This window comes from Enterococcus sp. 2G9_DIV0600, assembly GCF_002140615.1.
Taxonomy (GTDB): Bacteria; Bacillota; Bacilli; order Lactobacillales; family Enterococcaceae; genus Enterococcus_D; species Enterococcus_D innesii.
Window position 1 is genome coordinate 1183628 of record NZ_NGLL01000001.1, and the last position, 19536, is coordinate 1203163.

General features: G+C 38.9%; 18 protein-coding genes. 15 read left to right on the forward strand and 3 right to left on the reverse strand.

All coding sequences use genetic code 11. From position 1 onward, the window contains the following. Window positions 1-45: 45 nt before the first annotated feature. The 3 genes from A5870_RS05665 to A5870_RS05675 all read left to right on the forward strand — a co-directional run bounded on the left by A5870_RS05665 (window position 46) and on the right by A5870_RS05675 (window position 4438). Entirely contained in the window at window positions 46-666 is a 621-nt protein-coding gene (locus A5870_RS05665; protein WP_015509375.1) for a TetR/AcrR family transcriptional regulator, read from the forward strand. 364 nt (window positions 667-1030) lie between these two features. Beyond that, window positions 1031-2509, forward strand: a complete 1479-nt coding sequence (locus tag A5870_RS05670; protein WP_086292084.1) for a C40 family peptidase — start codon at window positions 1031-1033, stop codon at window positions 2507-2509. Window positions 2510-2542: 33 nt separating this feature from the next. Beyond that, window positions 2543-4438: a glucosaminidase domain-containing protein gene (locus A5870_RS05675; RefSeq protein ID WP_086292085.1), complete on the forward strand. Its 1896-nt coding sequence runs from the start codon at window positions 2543-2545 to the stop codon at window positions 4436-4438. Between the two features lie 62 nt (window positions 4439-4500). Here the strand turns inward: A5870_RS05675 and A5870_RS05680 are convergent, their stop codons facing one another. Then, entirely contained in the window at window positions 4501-5124 is a 624-nt protein-coding gene (locus tag A5870_RS05680; protein ID WP_060793034.1) for a hypothetical protein, read from the reverse strand. Between the two features lie 489 nt (window positions 5125-5613). Here A5870_RS05680 and A5870_RS05690 point away from each other — a divergent pair, with 489 nt between their 5' ends. The 3 genes from A5870_RS05690 (at window position 5614) to A5870_RS05700 (ending at window position 8301) form a co-directional block, all read left to right on the forward strand. Continuing rightward, complete coding sequence (locus tag A5870_RS05690; protein WP_086292086.1) at window positions 5614-5991, forward strand: DUF7006 family protein; 378 nt, start codon at window positions 5614-5616, stop codon at window positions 5989-5991. 137 nt (window positions 5992-6128) lie between these two features. Next, window positions 6129-6896 carry a putative ABC transporter permease gene (locus A5870_RS05695; RefSeq protein WP_016608128.1) on the forward strand — a complete coding sequence of 256 codons (768 nt, stop codon included), beginning with the start codon at window positions 6129-6131 and terminating at the stop codon, window positions 6894-6896. Between the two features lie 205 nt (window positions 6897-7101). After that, complete coding sequence (locus tag A5870_RS05700; RefSeq protein WP_086292087.1) at window positions 7102-8301, forward strand: 3D domain-containing protein; 1200 nt, start codon at window positions 7102-7104, stop codon at window positions 8299-8301. A 223-nt stretch (window positions 8302-8524) separates the two neighbouring features. Here the strand turns inward: A5870_RS05700 and A5870_RS17575 are convergent, their stop codons facing one another. Continuing rightward, entirely contained in the window at window positions 8525-9262 is a 738-nt protein-coding gene (locus A5870_RS17575) for a hypothetical protein (RefSeq protein WP_231472426.1), read from the reverse strand. A gap of 56 nt (window positions 9263-9318) precedes the next feature. Next, window positions 9319-9993, reverse strand: a complete 675-nt coding sequence (locus A5870_RS17580; RefSeq protein ID WP_242595989.1) for a helix-turn-helix domain-containing protein — start codon at window positions 9991-9993, stop codon at window positions 9319-9321. 857 nt (window positions 9994-10850) lie between these two features. Between A5870_RS17580 and A5870_RS05710 the strand changes: the two genes are divergently transcribed. The 9 genes from A5870_RS05710 to A5870_RS05750 are packed head-to-tail and all read left to right on the forward strand — an operon-like array spanning window position 10851 to window position 19535. Then, window positions 10851-11717 (forward strand): hypothetical protein, encoded by an 867-nt coding sequence (locus tag A5870_RS05710; protein WP_086292088.1) that lies wholly within the window; start codon window positions 10851-10853, stop codon window positions 11715-11717. Between the two features lie 45 nt (window positions 11718-11762). After that, a complete protein-coding gene (locus A5870_RS05715) occupies window positions 11763-12695 on the forward strand; it encodes an LCP family glycopolymer transferase (RefSeq protein ID WP_074931990.1) in 933 nt (310 codons plus the stop codon). Window positions 12696-12710: 15 nt separating this feature from the next. Continuing rightward, window positions 12711-13490, forward strand: coding sequence for a YveK family protein (locus tag A5870_RS05720; RefSeq protein WP_074931986.1), 780 nt, complete (start codon window positions 12711-12713; stop codon window positions 13488-13490). Window positions 13491-13499: 9 nt separating this feature from the next. After that, the gene (locus A5870_RS05725) at window positions 13500-14207 is read left to right on the forward strand and encodes a CpsD/CapB family tyrosine-protein kinase (protein WP_005234973.1); all 708 of its coding nucleotides are present in this window, start codon (window positions 13500-13502) and stop codon (window positions 14205-14207) included. Window positions 14208-14230: 23 nt separating this feature from the next. Then, window positions 14231-14995, forward strand: a complete 765-nt coding sequence (locus A5870_RS05730; RefSeq protein ID WP_086292090.1) for a tyrosine-protein phosphatase — start codon at window positions 14231-14233, stop codon at window positions 14993-14995. A 12-nt stretch (window positions 14996-15007) separates the two neighbouring features. Beyond that, a complete protein-coding gene (locus A5870_RS05735; protein ID WP_086292091.1) occupies window positions 15008-16825 on the forward strand; it encodes a polysaccharide biosynthesis protein in 1818 nt (605 codons plus the stop codon). A gap of 12 nt (window positions 16826-16837) precedes the next feature. Further along, window positions 16838-17452, forward strand: a complete 615-nt coding sequence (locus A5870_RS05740) for a sugar transferase (RefSeq protein ID WP_170924024.1) — start codon at window positions 16838-16840, stop codon at window positions 17450-17452. Beyond that, window positions 17449-18315: an NAD-dependent epimerase/dehydratase family protein gene (locus A5870_RS05745; protein WP_086292093.1), complete on the forward strand. Its 867-nt coding sequence runs from the start codon at window positions 17449-17451 to the stop codon at window positions 18313-18315. Before A5870_RS05740 ends, A5870_RS05745 begins: the two co-directional genes overlap by 4 nt. Beyond that, window positions 18312-19535, forward strand: coding sequence for a glycosyltransferase family 4 protein (locus A5870_RS05750; protein WP_086292094.1), 1224 nt, complete (start codon window positions 18312-18314; stop codon window positions 19533-19535). Before A5870_RS05745 ends, A5870_RS05750 begins: the two co-directional genes overlap by 4 nt. Window position 19536: the final 1 nt, after the last annotated feature.

Consider the following 19536-nt stretch of genomic DNA (forward strand, 5'->3'; position numbering starts at 1 on the left):
AATGACACGAGTGTCATTAATAATGTGATGAAAGGGGCCAAAAAAATGGCAAAGAAGCAACAGAGCGAATTGACTACAGCGGAAAAGAAAAAACAACAAAAGCGTGATTTGATTCTTGAAAGTGCCAAAGTCGTCTTTAGTAAGAAAGGCTTGATCGATGCGACAATGAAGGACATTATCGAAGAGTGCGGCATTAGTCGTGGTGGCATTTATTTATATTTTCGTTCGGTGGATGAGATTTTTTTGGCAGTGTTAGAGCAGCGCTCCAAACGAAAATTTGATGATGTACGAGAGATGATCATGGAGCAAGTGCCCTTTGAAACGATTTTAAACAAATATTTTTCCGACCATCGCAAGCGTCTACTCCACAGCATTTCTGACGGTATGCTGCGAGCCGTCTACGAGTATTACTATACGCATAAAACCGAAGCCTCCAGTTCCCTGCAGCAAGCACAACTTTCTGAGACGAAACGGACGATCCATGAGATCTTTCAAGTCGGCGTTCAGCAAGGTGTGTTAAAAGATGAAAACTTGGCAGTGATTGCAGAAAACTATATGTTCGTGATTGAAGGATTGGGGATTTTGGCCCTGACCGGTCACATCACAGAACAGACCATAGATGACCAAATCGCCGTAATGAGACAACTACTCCCTTATCGCGAATAACCCAGACAAAAACTCGCTCTTTTCTAGAAAACTCTAGGAAGGAGCTTTTTTCGTCTGTAAAATTTTTGTGAATCAAGCATATTTTGCAGAAAATTAATGTAATCAAAGTGAAATCTACAACATTATTTATTTTTTCTTAAGAAAAAGGACTTTTTCTATGAAGTTTTCTTGAATAGGTGATATATAGGCATTCACGTGGCGTGTCGATCGCATAGGAGTGGGGAACATGCAATAAAAAAACAGAGTTTATTTGTGTAACTAAAATGTAAATCGCTTACGGATTGGGTTTGTTGCTGAACTATGGTAAAATGAAAATGGTCAAATAAATGAAAAAAAAGTTTTAAAATTGAATTTGGAGGATCAGATGAAGAAGAAAATCTTTGCAACTGTGTGTATGTGTGGCATTGTATTGTCATCATTCGGCGGACCTGTGACCGTTTTTGCTACGAATCACGATCAATTGATCGAACAAAAAAATAACGAGATTGATCAGTTGAGACAGCAACGTCAAAGCGTACAAGGGGAAATTGATGGATTGTCTGCAGAAATTGATTCATTAAATCAAGAAGCAGCAATCATTTTAGCGCAGCAAAGTGATTTGTTGCAAGCGATCGAAGGATTGGATCAGGAAATCAGTCAGTTAGAAGAGCGGATTGCCAAACGCTCAGAAAACATCGAAAAGCAAGCCAGAGAAACACAAGTCAATGGAAAAGGCGACAATTTTCTAACAGCCGTACTAGAAGCTGATTCTGTCAGTGATCTAGTGGGTCGGGTCCATGCCATGACGACGATCATTCGAGCGAATAATGAAGTGATCGAACAGCAAAAAGCCGACCAACAAGCAGTTGAACAAAAGCGTGCGGAATCACAAGAAAAAGTGGCAGAATTGCAAGCAGCACAGAGCCATCTGGAAGCACAAAAAGGTGTCTTGGAAGCAAGCCAAGCAGAATTAAATGTCTTGGTTAGTCAGTTAGCCTACGAAGAAGCAACGAAAGAAGAAGAAAAAGAACAGCTGCGTGCGGAAAAAGAAGCCTATGAAGCGGAGCAAGCAAGAATTCGTGAAGAAGCTGCCCGCGTTGCTGCTTTACAAGCCCAAGCGGAACAAGCGGCGCAACAGCAGGCAGAGCAAGCTGCAGCAGAAGAAGCAGCCTTGAATGAAGCGGCTGTTCAAGCAGAGAGCACCGAATCTGACGCAGAAGCAGAGAGCCAAGCGCCAGTGGAAGAGCCAGCAGCACCAGCAGAAACGCAGCCAGAGGAAACGCAAGAATCTGAACCAGTTGAAACACCAGAGGCTCCAGAAGAAGCACCAGTAGATACACCAGAAATTCAAGAGCCAGGCACACCAGTGACACCTGCAGCACCAGAGACGCCAGCGGACAGTGCACCTGCAGTTCCTGCACCAACGCCCGTTACACCAACACCGGCGCCAACGCCTGCTCCGTCACCAGCACCGATCGTGACGCCGCCAGCACCTTCTGCACCAGCATCAACAAATGGGGCTGCAATCGTGGCAGAAGCGTATAAGCATATCGGAAAAACCTATGTTTGGGGTGCCAAAGGACCGGACAGCTTTGACTGTTCTGGGTTTACTCGCTATGTCTTTTTACAAGTAACAGGGAGAGATATTGGTGGATGGACGGTACCACAAGAAACAGCGGGTACAGTGATTTCCGTTAGCCAAGCACAACCAGGAGATCTATTATTCTGGGGTTCATCAGGCAGCACCTATCATGTAGCCATTGCTTTAGGTGGCGGACAATACATTCATGCACCACGCCCAGGACAAAATGTTTCTGTTGGCAGTACCGCTCATTTTACACCTAGTTTTGCAGTAAGAATGTAAGAAGTAGCTAGCTGTAGTTTTAAGGAGAGACAAATGGAAGAAAGAAAACAGCTTCGTTATCGTGCGAAGAAACAAAAAAGAGGGCTTCTTTACCGTAAAAGTGCGGCGGCAACCGCTGCACTTGTTAGTACGGTGAATATTTTGCCGATGAATGTCTTAGCAGATACACTTGAGTCAGCAGAAACCCAAAATGGTGTTCAAGTAGTTGAAACAGCAGAGTCAACCCAAGACACATCGACGCAAGATTCTGTGAGCATTGTAGAAGATCAAGAAGTCAACGAGGGATCACCAGCAACGCAAGATAGTACCGAACTATCAGAAGCTGAAAGTTCGGATGTAGTAGAAATTCAAGACGTACCCGAAAATGAACTAGCAGATGATGCTTCTGAACAGAATGAAGCAGAAATCGATCGTGACATTCCTGTTCTGTCAGAAGAAGAGCGGATCGCCATTGAAACGAAGGTCATGCCCAACTACAACAATCCAATGGCACGTTCTAATAATCAGCAAGCATTTATTCAGCAAGTAGGACCAATGGCACAAGAAGTGGCGGGGGCAAATGACCTCTACGCTTCAGTTATGATTGCACAAGCGATCTTAGAATCAGGTTGGGGGCAATCCACGCTGACTACTCTTGCCAATAATATGTTTGGTATCAAGGGATCTTACAATGGACAATTTGTAGAGATGCAAACCTTGGAAGATGACGGGAATGGCAATCTCTATCCGATTATTGCGAAGTTTCGTAAATACCCTTCATTAAAAGAATCTTTTCAAGACAATGCGCACGTTTTGAGAACCACCTCATTTTCGCCGGGTGTTTTCTTCTACCATGGGGCATGGAAGTCTAATACGAATTCTTATCGTGACGTGACACAATGGCTGCAAGGACGCTATGCCACCGACACGGCTTATGCAAGTAAGCTAAACAACTTGATTGAAACGTACAATTTGACCCAGTACGATACATCAAGTGGTGGCGGTTCAAACGATAACAACAATAACAACAATAACAACAATAACAATTCTGAACAGGCGATCAATAAACAATTCAGAACAAATGCAGCACTCAATATCCGTTCGGATGCTTCCACCAGCGCCTCGATCGTGGGTTCATTGGCTGCCAATGCAACATTTGAAGCAGTAGCGCAAAAAAGCGGCACCAGTGTGAACGGCAATACGACGTGGTACCGAATTCAAGGACGTGGCTGGGTAAGTGCCGCTCATGTGACGGAGATCTCATCGAATACGGGTGGGAATGATAACAACAATAATAATGATAACAACGATAATAACAATGATAACAGCAACGGCAACAACAATGCCGAACAAAGCATCAACAAAGAGTTTCGCACCACCGCTGCCTTGAATATCCGTTCAGACGCATCGACTAGCGCTTCTGTTGTCGGCTCCTTGGCAAGCAATGCAACATTTCGAGCAGTCGCTCAAAAGACGGGAACGAGTGTCAACGGCAACAATGTGTGGTATCGAATCCAAGGACGCGGCTGGGTGAGTGCTGCGTACGTGACAGAAGTGACCGCTGGAAGTAATAGCTTTGAACAAAGCATCAACAAAGAGTTTCGCACTACCGCAACATTGAATATTCGCTCTGATGCGTCTACCAGTGCCAGAATTGTTGGTTCTTTGTTAAACAACTCCTCTTTTCGTGCAGTTGCGCAAAAGACCGGAACCAGTGTCAATGGCAACAATGTCTGGTATCGAATTGAAGGGCGTGGCTGGGTAAGTGCAGCGTACGTTCAAGAAACGAACGCTTCCTCATCAAACAGCACCACCTATACTGTACGTTCGGGAGACACTCTATGGGGGATTTCGCGACGCTACGGTGTGACTGTGAATCAGTTGATGCAATGGAATAACCTTTCTGGCTCATTGATTCTTGTAGGGCAACGTCTTGTAGTCCGTAGATAAAAAGAAAAAATATCTGTACCCATTTTTCTGGCTATTTGCCAAAATGGGTACAGATATTTTGTTTATTCTTCTTTGAAGCTGTTCATGATTGCTGTTAGTTCCTCTTTTGAAGAGTCGTATAAGCTTTCTAACGTCCAGCCATACAACTGAACGTAATTATTTTCGGTTTCAAGTACATAATAAATATAGTGGATATTTAGCCCTTCAACTGTCGCAGGAAAATCCACGAAATAGGCCTTTGTGTCAGGAATTGGTAAAAAGGTGGCAGTCGTATCGAAGCTCGTTGCCAAATTTTCTTGAACCAATCCAAGATAAGTTTCTAAATCGGCAAAATCCTGTTTCGATTCAACGACTGCAGCTAAATATTTCGTTTCTAACGCATCGGACAACATAAAATCATTGTCAGGATTCAATGAAGTGAAATCAGGTACCTCTTGCCAATTGCTAGGTAAATCGATGGTATAGTTTGTTCCGCTAACGCCTGTGATGGTTTGTTCTGAACTAGGTAAAGCCGTTTCACTGGAAGAGACCGTCGATTCTTGGGCGACTTCGGTTGATGATGTCATAGATAAGCTTGTAGCGCTTGCATTTTCCGTACTTTCTGAAGCTGGTTTCTCCTCTTTTGGCGTGCAGCCAGCAAAAAGAAGTGTGAACCCCAATAAACTAAAAACAACACTTTTTCTCATTATTCTCACGTTCCCCTTTGTTTTTTATTTTCAAATAACCAACATTATTTAGTTAATCGTATAATAGGAAAGGAAATAACGCAATAAAATATTCTCAGTTATTGCATGAATCGAAAAAAATAAAGGATTGTTAAATAGTAAATTTAAAAAAGTGAAGCGGAAATAACTGACTGTTACCGCTTATTTTCACTTTTTTCTTAGATTGATGCAAAAGTTGATTATAAATACGGGGCGACTTTTGCTATGCTTTAGAAAAGAAAGGAAGCATTAAAAGAATAGTGAAGTTAAAAATTGTGTCGGTTATATCTATAAAATAATAGTGTGCTTTTTATTTATCTATTTGTTTTGAATAATTGTCAGAATTTTGTTGCGAAATACTATGGCTTCTTTCGATACAAAAAGTAGGCGACATCAGCGACAGTCGGATAGAGGAAGATAGCTCAAAGCGGCGAGGAAATAGAAGGAACATAGGATCTACGTTTAAAAATAATGGAACTAGGGGGAAAGAAATTGTTTTATCAATCAGTGAATGAGTATCTAGTAAAAATGAGAGAAGGATTATCTGCTGAAACCATTAAAGGTGAAATGCCATCAGTCTATGCGTACTGGTTAGCACAGGAAGCAGAATTGAAAAAAATATTGAAAAACAAAGACATGGCTTTTTGGATGGACATCCAACGAGTTCTCTTGATCGATGCAAAATTAGTATTACTTCGCAGTTACATCAATGACTACGATTTTCACGGATTTTCCGAAGATGAGATCATTGCCAATGTGGAACAAGATCATTTTACCTTTAACAAAGAACTGTGTGGCTATAGTTTGAAAGAACAAGTGCACCCATCAATTATTTTTGGTGATCAATAAGCAACAAAAAAGACCGTTCAAACGAGGAATAAGCTACTGCACTGATTCAAAATAAGACCGATTGATTTGTGGTATGATTGTGATGACAAGTACGATTGCACAGATCATTGCAACAGTTTGAAAAGGAGCGGAGAAGTATGGTTCAATTTGAACGGATCATTTTATTGTTTTTCTTGTACTCATTTATCGGATGGCTTTGGGAAACCATTTATTGCTCACTAAAAGCCAAGCACTTTGTGTATCGGGGGTTCCTTATTGGTCCAATCACACCCATCTACGGCTTTGGAATTCTTGGCGTTGTCTATTTGTTACGGCCATTGCATGAGCAAGTGATTCCACTGTTCTTTGCGGCAGCGTTGTTGGTCACCGTGCTTGAATATGTGACAAGCTATTTACTTGAGCGGTTTTTTCATGCCTCATGGTGGGATTACAAAGAAGTACCACTGAATATCAATGGACGGGTGGCATTGCCGATTTCTCTTTTTTGGGGCGTGTGTTGTGTGCTCATTGTTCGATTTGTTCATCCGCAAATGCTGGAGATCGTGCAAACATTGAGTGCTCGGGTCGGATTCTTATTGCCCGTTTTCTTATTAATGGTTCTTTCTTTTGATATGGGCTATACCCTTGCTAACTTGGTTGCCTTTCAGAAAGCGGTGCAACAAGTCAATCAAGCCTTCGAACAGCACAAAAAAGAATTGGCTGAAAATATTGAGCAATATAAAAACGATTGGCAAGGGCGCTTCGCAGCGTTTCCAGAAGAATGGCGCGTTTTAAAACAAAATCTACCGAGATTGAATTTTCATCAAAGAAGACTCTTAAAAAACTTTCAAAAGTTAGAAATCAATCAGATAAAAAGCAGTCAGGAATTGTCTCGATTTATTGAAGCCATTCGTAAGAAAAAATAGGTTTGTTACGGTTAGATTACAAAAAATAAACCCTTATCAATGCTGATTCTTCCCACTTCTGACTAAATTCAGTCGGAAAAGACGATGAAAACACCCACTGTTACGATAATTTGTAACAAATTGTAAAGGTCCTGCAATAAAATTCTTCTTAAGAATTTGTATAATAGGATATGTTGGAAACCATAGTGAGAAGTGAGGGAATTTTTTGAAGGCAAAGAAACTACGAACAATCGTTGTCGCTGTCTTTGCGGCAGGAATCGTTTCTCCAATCTTTGCGCAGGCTGAGTCACTTGAATCATTGCAAGAGCAAGAAAGTGCCGTCATGCAGCAAAGTCAGGAAATCAGTACGGAAGTGCAGATTGCATTGACTGATGTGAATGCGAAATACAGTGAGGTAGAAGAGCTAAAAGCTCAAATCGCTGAAAATGAAGAATCATTAGCAACAACCAAAGCAGAAATCAAAACTGCACAAGAAACAATTGAAAAGCGTGAAGCTGTCGTTGCGGAACGTATGAAAGACATCCAAGTCAATGGCGGGGCTACCAGAGACTGGACGGTACTATTAGAATCATCCAACATCCAAGATTTTATCAATCGTGCCTATGCGATGACGATGTTACAAAACTTGGAAAAAGAAAAGATCGATTCATTGACAGCAGAAAAAGAAAAGCTGGAAGCTTTAGAAGAAAAAGCACAGTCAACACAGCAATCATTGAAAGAAAATCAAACCGCATTAGAATCAGAAGCCAAAACACTGGATTCAAAAATTGCGAATCTACAAGCCCAATTGAAAGAAAACGAAGCAACCTTGGCACAAATCGCTTCCAGCAAAGAAGCTGAAACAGCTCGCTTAGCTGCTGAAAAAGCAGCAGAAGAACGAGCAGCCAAAGAAGCGGCGGAACAAGCAGCGAAAGAAAAAGCTGAAAAAGAAGCAGCCCAAGCTGCGGAACGTTCAAGCGCTTCTGAATCCCAAGCGTCTGCTTCATCGAACAGCAATACGACTGAAAGCAGCAGCTCATCATCGAGCAGCTCTTCAAGCAGTAACAATAGCTCAACTAACAGCTCAAGCAATACAAGTAACAACAGTAATAACAATAGCAACAACAGCAATACAAGTAGCGGTCGGACATTGATGATGGAATCAACTGCTTACTCGTATAAAGAAGCTGGTTCTAGTTTCTTTACAGCAAGTGGCACAGACTTACGTAAAAATCCAATGGCAGTTGCCGTTGATCCAAGCGTGATTCCGTTAGGCACCTTAGTCAATGTTGAAGGCTATGGCGTAGCACTAGCGCTTGATACGGGTGGCGCGATCAAAGGAAACATCATTGATGTTCACTTTGATAACGTCGCACAATGTATCCAATGGGGACGTCGTCAAGTAAAAGTAACGATCCTCGATTAATCAATCAACTAGCAAGAAGCAGCTCACTGAATGAAGTGGCTGCTTCTTTTTTTTGCTTTTAATGTAGGAAGGCATAAGAAAAGAGCGTATCGCTGCGTCAGTGACGACATAGACGATATACTCTGGATGTATTGTTAAACTGATCACAATCTCTTGCGCTCGTTCTCAGGAGCATTTTTTGAATAGCTTGGTCAGATGGAGTCAAACATACGGTGTTCGTTTATCAAGGATTGAAATTGGCGTTCAGTTTTTCCTCTAAAGCTTCCCAGTCGTGCTCATCGGGAAAGGTTTTGAATAGTAAATAATCAATGTCTTGGGCATATTCGGTAATGTATTCCGTATAGTTGGTAACGATCAAATCAATTTGATTTTTTTCCAAATAGCCTGCGGACAATTCATTGGAGTCCGGGAAATAAAAGGTCCGAGAGCTGCGCAAATAACGAACAGATTTGCATTTTAATAATTGGCATAAATAAAAGGGGCCTTCGAACAAAAAAGCGATATTCTTCTTCGCTTGCCAGTACAAAGATTTAATAGAAGTAACATACATCGTAAGGCTCGTTCCTAAGTGCTCCAGTGTGTTACTGTCCCAAATTTCTCTAGCTAATGGTTGCGTCAACAGATAGTTTTTAAATAGATGGTAATCGTCCGTATATGCTTCTTCGACAAATTGAACGGTATCAGAAATCATATGGTTTAATAAAGGGGATAATAATTGCTTGATTTTTGCTACCGTAAAAAAGGACTCTACTAAGAGTCGGTCGCGAGCGCTATCTTGTGTACCTGGCAAGCAATCCTTGACAAAGGCTGCCGCAAGCTGCTTGATTTCAGGCCAATGATTATACTCTCTACAAAAGGTTTGCTCGATCGCTAAATTACTGATCGAGCGGCGAGTTTTTACCAATAAGAACAAATAAAGGACTTCCTCATACGGAAGTTCTTTTTGGTATTGTTCACTCATAGCCTCATTGATTTCAGAAAATAACCGAAAATCATTATACTGTTCAAATATTTTTTTTATTTGCTTAGGCAACTCGATACTTTGACCTGCAAAATGGCGCTCAAAGGTGATATACAAGTAATAATTGAATTCACCAAATGAACAAGCATGCTGGTCGAGTTGATAACATCTTGAAAAAGCACTAGCAGTGATATTTTGGATGGCGATCGGTGGAAAGATCGTATGGCAGTAATTTCCGATTCATAATAGAAATCATGGAAAAACTTGCGAATATTGATCTCCTCACCAAGAAAGCAAATAGGATTGGTTTGGATCTCCAAACGATAGAAAGAAAAAATAGGTTGTACTTTCCGTAAATAGCGAAGAACGGTGCTTTCTGATATATGGTACTTCTCTGCCCATTCCGATGAGCTATAAAGATCATTGTGGAAAATACTTTCGATGATATGGAACAAAATCTCATCGGCAATCAGCGCACGTTTTTTCGTTAAATACACAGCGGACTGCTTGATTGAAAAAATATACCCCTTATGAGAAGAGTCGATCGATAAACAGTCGCCAAAATACTCTTTGAGATCTGTCACGTCCGTAACGATCGTTCGCGTGGTACTTCCTGAAATCTTTGCCAAACCTTGAGTCGAACATTGATAATTTTTCTCGAATGCCATCAAAATTTTCAGCCATCGAATCGTTGCAGTGTTGGTAATGAAATTAATTTGAAAATTTCTCAAGACGTGGCTCCTTTCATGAATAAAATCGCAAATCTTACTTATTCATCTTAAAGAAGATAGGGAAGAAAAAACAAATCACGTATTTCATCGGTTGGTGAAATCTATACCTGAGCCTGCGCAAGATTTTTTGCATTTTCTATAAATCAACTGACGACCAGCATATATATATAGGTAGAAACACGTTTCTTTCAGCGCATAGAAGGAAATTGATTGGCATTGAGTAGTATGAGAGGGGGGTGATGATTTTATTGTGATAAAATAAAAAATGAATGATTAACTATATTTTAAAAAAACCATAGAAATTGGAGGGAGGAATTGAGGGGGAAAGTCAGTTTACAGAAGATAACTTATAATTTTAACAGGAACGATTGGTGTAAATAAATAGTAAACGCGAAGGAAACCCTAAGTGCACCAAGAAAAAAATTCATCTTTGCTAAATTGATTTATAATAACAAGAAAAGTGTATAAAATTACTTTCTGAATTTCTTATCTTTTCTATTTATAATGAAAAGATGTTGGGAAAATGAATGAATACAATCTCTCAAGGTTATTTTTCTATAAAGTGACAACCCTAAAAGGTGATGAGAACAACGATTATAACTGAATTATTTATTATTTAAAATGAGGGTTTAAAAAAACTGTCAAGTAGAGTAGATGTTATTTATGGTTTTTTAAAATAACTGATGTTTGGCATTATATAAGTCTTATATTGACGAAAAATATACCTTAATAAATAAAAAGCGGGAATTTCCTTTATTTAATGATACATTTCTCTTATAATAAACTAGAATTGCCTTTATTATGTGAGAGGAAGGCAGAATGCTTAAACAAGCACAATTGAAGTAGGGAGTGTGTTCATGGGAAAGCCGTTAGTAAAGACTTTGACTGTTTTAGCCGTTGGTATTGGCGCAGTTGCAATATGTTTCATTGGTTACCGACAAAATAACCAAAGGCAATATCAGCAACGAGTCGAATACGCACAGACAGCGATTGCCAGCGAAAAAGATCGCATCAATGAGTTGTCTAATGAAATTGCTGAATTTTACAGCAACGAAGATCAAACGTTTTTGAGAAAAGATCTTAAAGAAGAAGACGTTCTTAAAACAGTCGCAAAACTTTCTGCAGTGAAAGTATCAGCAGACGATTATGGGATCGATGATGATGCACTGCCAAGTGAGTCAGTGGAGATCCAACAAGAAAAAACCGCCCTTGATGATCAGCTAAAAGACATCGAGGCAAAATTAAAAGTACAAGCGGATACGGAAGCCTTATTTACTGAAGGCGTTTCAAATTGGCAAAGTGCTGAAAATGATGTCATCATTAGAGCCGATCTAAAAGAAACGGATGTTGGGAATGTCCGTGAAAATCTGAGTTTTTTTGAGGATAGTAAATGGAAAGAGTTAGTTGTTTCCTATTTAGAATATGCGGATACTCAATTAGACCGCATTGCAAAGTTACAAGAAACTTTTGATGAAATGCTTGATGGGGATGAGGTGACCAGTGAAGTCACCTTAGAAAAATATCTGAGTGCAGTCGACAGTATCAGCAAAGTTCGCAATGAAGAATTGAAAGATAAATACACCGAATTAGCAGATAAAGTCGCTACCCAAATGGGGTACACAGGATACAGCACGTATACACCCGCTTCAACGGAAAGTTATTCAGAGGATACATCAGCAGGAGATGGCACCTGGACAGATCAAAGTTCAGACGTTGTCTACTAATGGATACATGTATCAAAGAAAATAGAGATAACTGGAGGAAAGCAAATGTCAAAAGGAAAAAAAATCTTTTTAATTATTTTTTCAATCGTCGCAGTGTTAGTCATCGGATTGATCGGTGTCGCTGCCAAACTATATTTTGATGTGTCAAACTCAATTAACGAAACTTATCAATCAGTCGAGCGTGATCGAGAAGATCGCCTACGTGAAAATGATGTCGATCTATCCCAACAAGAATCCTTCTCGGTTTTACTGATGGGGATCGATACCGGTGATTTAGGGAGAGTCGAACAAGGCCGTTCTGATACCATGATGGTTGCGACCATCAGTCCGCAAGACAATCAGACGACGGTGGTGAGTATTGGACGAGATTCCTATGTTGATATCGTTGGACATGGGACGACAGATAAAATTAATCATGCCTATGCTTTTGGTGGACCAGCGATGGCAATGAATACCGTAGAAAAATTCTTAGATATTCCGATCGATCATTATGTATCAATCAATATGGCTGGGTTAAAAGAATTAGTCGATGCAGTCGGCGGCATTGAAGTTGATAATGAAATCACCTTTTCGCAAGATGGCTTTGATTTTGCTATCGGACGTACGTCACTAAATGGCGAACAAGCTCTTGCCTATTCAAGAATGCGTTATGAAGATCCAAACGGCGATTATGGACGGCAAGAACGCCAACGGAAAATCGTTGAAGGGATCGTTAAGAAAGTCTTGAGTCTTGATGGAATCACCCAATATCAAACGATCTTAAATGCTGTTGAGCAAAACATGAAGACAGATATGAGTTTCGATGACATGCGAACCTTAGCATTTAACTATCGCAGTGCCTTTCAAACGATCAAACAAGATCAGTTGCAAGGGGAAGGATTCATGCAAGACGGCATCTCATATCAACGTGTGAGTGAAGAAGAACTAGCAAGAGTTCAAAAAGAGTTGAAAGCTCAACTAAATCTAGAGAATGAATAGGAAAGTGGAGAAAAGATGGAAGAAACAATTAGCTTAAAAGAAATATTCGCAATTCTACGGAAACACTTAGCTGCTATTTTTATTTCAATGTTTGCTGGTTTAGCTTTAGCAGGGATATTCACCTTCTTTGTCATTACACCTAAATACAGTTCACAAGCCCAGTTGATTGTGACATTGCCTCAATCAGAAACTACCAATGCAAACGATGTAAATACAAACCTGCAAATGATCAATACGTATAAGGATATGATCGTCAGTGATTTAGTTATGACACAAGTAAAGGATCGACTGGAGTCCGAAAACAACCTTGACTTGACTGTCGGACAATTGAAAGAATCCATTTCAATCAATCAATCGCAAAACTCACAAATGTTTTCCATTCAGGCAACTAGTACCAATGCAGTGTCAGCGCAAAATATTGCCAACACGACTGCATTAGTCTTTCAAGAAAATGCCCAAGATGTTATGAATGTTGATAAAATCTCAATCATTTCAAGTGCGGTAGCTAGTACCACTCCAGTTTCACCTAACAACAAACTAAACTTAGCCATTGGTCTAGTACTAGGCATCATGGTCGGTGTTGGCTTAGCCTTCTTATTGGAGTTGCTAGATCGAACTGTCAAAGATGATAAATTTGTAACTGAAACATTAGGCTTTACCGTATTAGGTACTGTACCCCAAATGTCACCAAAAGAATTGGCTGCGACCATTCAGAAAAAACCAAGTGCACCATTTATTAAGAAACCGCAAGGCGACAAAGCGGCAGAATCACGCCGCAGTCGTAGTCGAGTCTAGGAGGGAACAATGATGGCAAAAAAACAAGAACGTACTGGGACGCAGACACATGCAGTAAGTTTGATCACGCTAATTGATCCTTCTTCACCAATCTCAGAGCAATATCGTACGATCCGTACAAATATTCAATTTGCGTCTTCAGCAGATAAACAAATCAAGACCATTGTTGTTACTTCTTCTGGTCCAGGTGAAGGAAAATCGACAACTTCAGCTAATTTAGCGGTTGTTTTTGCAAAATCAGGACAACGAGTATTGTTAGTTGATGCCGATATGCGAAAGCCTACTGTATACAAAACATTCAGCTTAAACAATGCGAGTGGATTGAGTACCGTATTAAGTACCTCAACGAGCGTCCTTGAAGCAGCTCAAAAAACGGTGATTGATAATTTATCTGTCTTAACTAGCGGACCAAAACCACCAAATCCATCTGAGCTACTTGGGTCAGCACGAATGAACCAAGTGATGGAAGAAGCGAAAAACCTTTACGATGTGGTTATCTTTGATATGCCACCAGTTGTAGCAGTCACCGATGCACAAATCATGGCATCTAAAGCAGATGGGACGATCTTAGTGGTTCGAGAAAATGTTGCACGTAAAGAATCCTTAACAAAAGCGAGAGATCTTTTGAATATGGTTCAAGCAAGAATCATTGGGGTGGTCTATAACGGTGCCGAACACTCGAAAGATTCAGGTTACTACTATTATTATGGAAATTAATTAATTTGAAGGAGACGAGTGAAATGATTGATTTACATTGCCACATTTTACCAGGAATTGATGATGGTGCAGAAGACATCACTGCGAGCATTGCTATGGCTGAAAAAGCGATTAGCCAAGGAATTACGCATATCCTTTGTACCCCACATCATAACAATGGAAAATACCGCAATCCGAAGTCAGAGGTCATTTCTCTCGTTACCTCTTTACAAGAAGAATTAGACGCACGGAACCTGCCCTTGACAGTTCTTGAGGGGCAAGAGGTTAGGATAACAGGAGATTTAATTGAGGATATACAGAAAAATGACATCCTTTTTACAGATCTTGATGATACGTATATCTTGATAGAATTTCCTACGATTGAAGTGCCTACGTATACAGAACAAATATTCTTCGATTTACTACAGCTGGGAAAGATTCCAGTCATTGTCCACCCCGAGCGGAATGCTCATTTTAGAAAAGACCCTAACAATCTCATCCCTTTTTTGGATATGGGCTGTTTGGCACAGTTAACTGCGCCAAGTTATGTCGGCGTATTTGGAAAAGAAATCCAAAAAACAGCAAAAACAATGGTTGAACATAATCTTGTTCAGATGGTCGCTTCGGATGCCCATGGCGTTACAAAACGCACCTTTAATTTAAAAGAAGCTTATGAGCAAATTGAGCAAGATTTTGGCATGCTCAAAGTAACCTTGATGAAACAAGTAGCAAAAGATTTGATAAACGGGGATCAAATCAGTTTTCCAGCTTTTACAGAAGTGAAAAAAAAGAAATTCGGGTTATTTTAGGGGGCAACTGGGTTGTTTGAATTAACGAGAAGAAGAAAAATTGTAACTTTGATAGTTGTAGATAGTTTATTGATCATAGCAGCAAATATTGCAGCAGTTTATTTTATGAAACCCTTTGTGGCGATTCCAAAAGAATTTACATTGATGTCGGTGAGCCTTTCTGTCGGTTTCTATCTTTTTTATGGATCAGTGTTTCGTGTTTTTTCTCGAATCAATCGTTACACGAACTTGAAAGAAATGATTGCTATCTTCTTGGCTGTATCATGCAGCGCTTTTACTTGTAACGTGATCTTGTTTTTCGGTGATGAAACCTATAGCGTGCGCTTAGTGATCTTTACGTACTTTCTTTCGCTCTTTCTGATTATTGCTAGTCGATTGATTTGGCGGATCTATATTGAAAGAAAAAACATGAGGGGTACGTCCAATGAGGTTGTCAAAAATACCCTGATCGTCGGTGCAGGAGAAGGCGGCCGTATTCTTTACAATAGCTTCGTAGGTTCGAAAACGGCAAGTGACATTAATATTATCGGATTTGTCGATGATGATCCGAATAAACGAAACACTTATCTTTCTGGGAAAAAAGTCTTGGGTTGTATCAGCGATTTGCCTGAATTGATTCAAAAGTATGAGATCAATATGGTTACGATCGCTATTCCATCCTTGTCACGGAAAAAATTGCGGAGTATTTTTAGCTTAATTGAACCTTTGCATGTCAAAGTCAACACGATGCCATCAATGGAAGAAATCGCCTCTGGAAAAATCAGCACTTCACGTTTGAAGAAAATCGATGTCGTTGATTTGCTAGGTAGAGATGAAGTCAAATTGGATATCGACTCCATCAAAGATCAAATTACTGGAAAGACGATATTAGTGACTGGTGCTGGTGGATCGATTGGTTCCGAAATCTGTCGCCAAGTGATTCAATTCAATCCTAAAAAACTAGTTTTGTTAGGACACGGAGAAAACTCGATTTACTTAATTGACCGCGAGTTGAACAACAATTTTAAAGACAATATTACCGAAATCGTTCCCGTTATAGCCGATATACAAGATCGTGAAAAGATGTTTGAAATCATGAACGAAGTCAAACCGGATATCGTCTATCATGCGGCAGCCCATAAACACGTGCCGTTGATGGAATACAATCCTAGAGAGGCAGTCAAAAACAATATTTACGGAACGAAGAATACTGCTGAAGCTGCTAAAGATGCGAAGGTGAAAAACTTTGTAATGGTCTCTACAGATAAGGCCAATAATCCGCCAAACGTCATGGGGGCAACAAAGCGCATCTCTGAGATGATTGTTACTGGCTTAAATGAAAAAGGTTGCACGAAATTTTCTGCTGTACGTTTTGGTAATGTCTTAGGTTCAAGAGGCAGTGTGATTCCAGTATTCCGTGAGCAAATAGCAAAAGGTGGACCGATTACAGTGACTGATTTTCGCATGACTCGCTATTTCATGACGATCCCAGAAGCTAGCCGCTTAGTTATTCAGTCAGGCGCACTTGCTCAAGGTGGCGAGATCTTCATATTAGATATGGGCGAACCGGTGAAAATCGTTGATCTTGCGAAGAATATGATTCGTCTAAGTGGTTATAGCGAAGAAGAGATTGAGATTATTGAAACAGGGATCCGGCCTGGTGAAAAATTATACGAAGAATTATTACTAGATAAAGAACGGAATGATGAAGCAGTCTTTGAGAAAATTTTTGTTGGTAATATCAAAGGATATTCATTGGAAGAGGTACTTTATTTTGTAGAAGCACTTCCTAAAGAGAGTGCTACATTGGCTAATGAAATCGTGAAATTTGCAAATGCTTCAAACAAATAGGAGTGGATTTTGTTGTATAAGGATGGATTGAAACGAATCATTGATTTTATTTTATCGTTAATGGGGATCGTTGTGTTATCACCAGTTTTATTACTTTTATGTTTAGCAATAAAACTAGATTCTAAGGGGCCAATTATTTTCAAGCAAAAACGGGTTGGTAAAAATAAAACTCATTTTAACATTTATAAATTTCGGACAATGAAGATTGATACACCGAAAGAAATGCCGACACATCTATTAGCAGACCCTGATTTTTATATCACCAAGGTCGGGAAATTTTTAAGAAAAACTAGTTTGGATGAGCTGCCCCAATTATTCAATATTATCAAAGGCGATATGGCTGTCATTGGACCTCGTCCAGCGCTATGGAATCAATATGATTTGATTGAAGAACGAGATAAGTATGGGGCAAATGATATTCGACCAGGATTGACTGGGTTAGCTCAAATTAGTGGTCGAGACGAGTTGGAAATTAAACAAAAAGCTCTTTTAGATGGGAATTATACTGAAAGCATTTCACCCTCTATGGATCTGAAGTGTTTTCTTGGAACGATTGTTTCTGTTTTTAAAAGTGAGGGTGTTATAGAAGGCGGAACAAGTAGTATTAAGAAGGAGGATGGGCAATGAAGCGTATCCTCATCACAGGAGAGAATAGCTATATTGGTACATCATTTAAAACATGGATAGAGCAATATAAAGAATATTATCAAATTGAAACGATTAGTGTTAGGGATAGTACTTGGAAAGATGTTGATTTTTCTGTATATGATGTTTTGATTCATCTTGCAGCTATTGTTCACGTCAAAGAAACGAATGAAGAATTGTATTACAAAGTAAATCGTGATTTAGCTATTAGAATAGCAGAAAAAGCAAAGAAAGAACATGTACAGCATTTTATTTTTTTTAGTACGATGTCTGTTTTTGGAGTAGAGAGTGGAGCTATTTCTGCAAAGACTAAAATAAATCCTAAAACACCATATGGTAAATCTAAGAGAGAAGCTGAAATACAGATTGAAAGGTTAGCAACTGATTCTTTCAAAGTAGCGATAATCAGACCTCCTATGATTTACGGTCCGCAATGTGTTGGAAATTACCAAAGATTATCAAATGTGGCAAAAAAAATTAATGTATTTCCTAAAGTAAACAACAAGAGAAGCATGCTTTATATTGATAATCTCCATTGCTTTGTCAAAGTAATTATAGATAATCAGTTAAATGGAACGTTCCATCCCCAGAACAAAGTGCTCGTCAACACGTCTTTAATGGTAAATGAAATCGCAAAATTTCATAGCAGAAATATATATTTAATAAAAGGATTTGATACCCTTATTTCTAAACTTTCGGAGCATAGCAAATTACTTCAAAAAGTTTTTGGCACGCTCTTCTATGATTCAACGCTGGAGGGTTATCCAGAATCGATTTTTAATAATGTGAAATTTGATTATCAAATCAGAGATTTTAAGACTAGTATTGAGGAGAGTGAAAAGTGAAAAGAGATATACTATTTATGTGCCAATTCTTTTATCCAGAGTATGTTTCTTCGGCACTCTTACCTTATCAGACTGCTCAAGGATTAAGTAAAGCAGGTCTAACAGTCGATGTCCTATGTGGTTATCCTCGAGAATATACACAAAAAAATGAAAAAATACCAGTTAACGAAAAAATCGATGATATGACGGTTTATCGAAAAAAATATATCCAACTTGGCAGAAAGAATTTTTTAAGTAGACTAATAAATTACTTTTCATTTATATTCACAATACTATTTAATGTACGAATGTGTAGAAATTACAAAACAATCATTGTCTATTCAAACCCACCTATTTTGCCTTTAATATCCATTATTGCAAAAAGACTATATGGATGTAAAATTATTTTTGTTGCTTATGATCTTTATCCTGAAATTGCTGAAAGAACAGGTACGATTAGGAAGAATAGTTTTATTTCTAGATTTATGCAAAAAATAAATGAACGATTATATCCGGAAGCATCAAATATTGTGGCTTTGTCAAATGACATGAAATCGTATATTAGAAAAAATAGGAACATTGATCCAGAAAGAATAATAGTAATACCAAATTGGGCAACAGAAGAAAAATCATTGAATAAACTTGTGACACAGGAGTTTATAGAGATAAGTAATAAGTATCCACTCATAGTTTCTTATTTTGGTAATATGGGAACGGCACAGGATATGGATACCATTTTGAAGACAATTTCTGATGAACGTATTGCTAAAGAAAAAATCGCCTTTTTATTTGCTGGTCACGGCAATAAGAAAAAAGAAATATCAGAAGTCATCACAGAAAAAAGTCTAAAGAATTGCTTTATGTTTGATTATTTAAGTGGGAATGAATTTAATGATGCTTTAAGCATCACTTCTATATTTATTGTTTCACTTGAAGAGGGTCTCTCTGGATTAGCAGTTCCTAGTAAAACATATAGTTATTATCAAGCAGAAAAACCAGTAATTGCGATCATGGATACGAACACTGACATTGCTCGTGAATTATTATTAAATAATGCAGGAATCGCAGTGCATAATGGAGATTCGGAAGAATTAATAAGTAGTTTGTTGACTTTAAATAATGATAAAACAACACTTCGCTCTATGAGTAAGAATATGTCAAACAAAGTTTCCAAAAACTATTGTAGAAATATTCAAATTCAAAAATACATTAAATTATTCAAAAGAATATTGGAGGAATAAA

Bases quoted from the DNA above. Each gene is read 5' to 3' on its own strand.
- A5870_RS05670 (WP_086292084.1), top strand. From the start codon at position 1,031: ATGAAGAAGAAAATCTTTGCAACTGTGTGTATGTGTGGCATTGTATTG.
- A5870_RS05725 (WP_005234973.1), top strand. From the start codon at position 13,500: ATGATGGCAAAAAAACAAGAACGTACTGGGACGCAGACACATGCAGTA.
- A5870_RS05680 (WP_060793034.1), bottom strand. From the start codon at position 5,124: ATGAGAAAAAGTGTTGTTTTTAGTTTATTGGGGTTCACACTTCTTTTT.
- A5870_RS05715 (WP_074931990.1), top strand. From the start codon at position 11,763: ATGTCAAAAGGAAAAAAAATCTTTTTAATTATTTTTTCAATCGTCGCA.
- A5870_RS05730 (WP_086292090.1), top strand. From the start codon at position 14,231: ATGATTGATTTACATTGCCACATTTTACCAGGAATTGATGATGGTGCA.
- A5870_RS05665 (WP_015509375.1), top strand. From the start codon at position 46: ATGGCAAAGAAGCAACAGAGCGAATTGACTACAGCGGAAAAGAAAAAA.
- A5870_RS17575 (WP_231472426.1), bottom strand. From the start codon at position 9,262: ATGAGTGAACAATACCAAAAAGAACTTCCGTATGAGGAAGTCCTTTAT.
- A5870_RS05745 (WP_086292093.1), top strand. From the start codon at position 17,449: ATGAAGCGTATCCTCATCACAGGAGAGAATAGCTATATTGGTACATCA.
- A5870_RS05695 (WP_016608128.1), top strand. From the start codon at position 6,129: ATGGTTCAATTTGAACGGATCATTTTATTGTTTTTCTTGTACTCATTT.
- A5870_RS05675 (WP_086292085.1), top strand. From the start codon at position 2,543: ATGGAAGAAAGAAAACAGCTTCGTTATCGTGCGAAGAAACAAAAAAGA.
- A5870_RS05720 (WP_074931986.1), top strand. From the start codon at position 12,711: ATGGAAGAAACAATTAGCTTAAAAGAAATATTCGCAATTCTACGGAAA.
- A5870_RS05710 (WP_086292088.1), top strand. From the start codon at position 10,851: ATGGGAAAGCCGTTAGTAAAGACTTTGACTGTTTTAGCCGTTGGTATT.
- A5870_RS05690 (WP_086292086.1), top strand. From the start codon at position 5,614: ATGGAACTAGGGGGAAAGAAATTGTTTTATCAATCAGTGAATGAGTAT.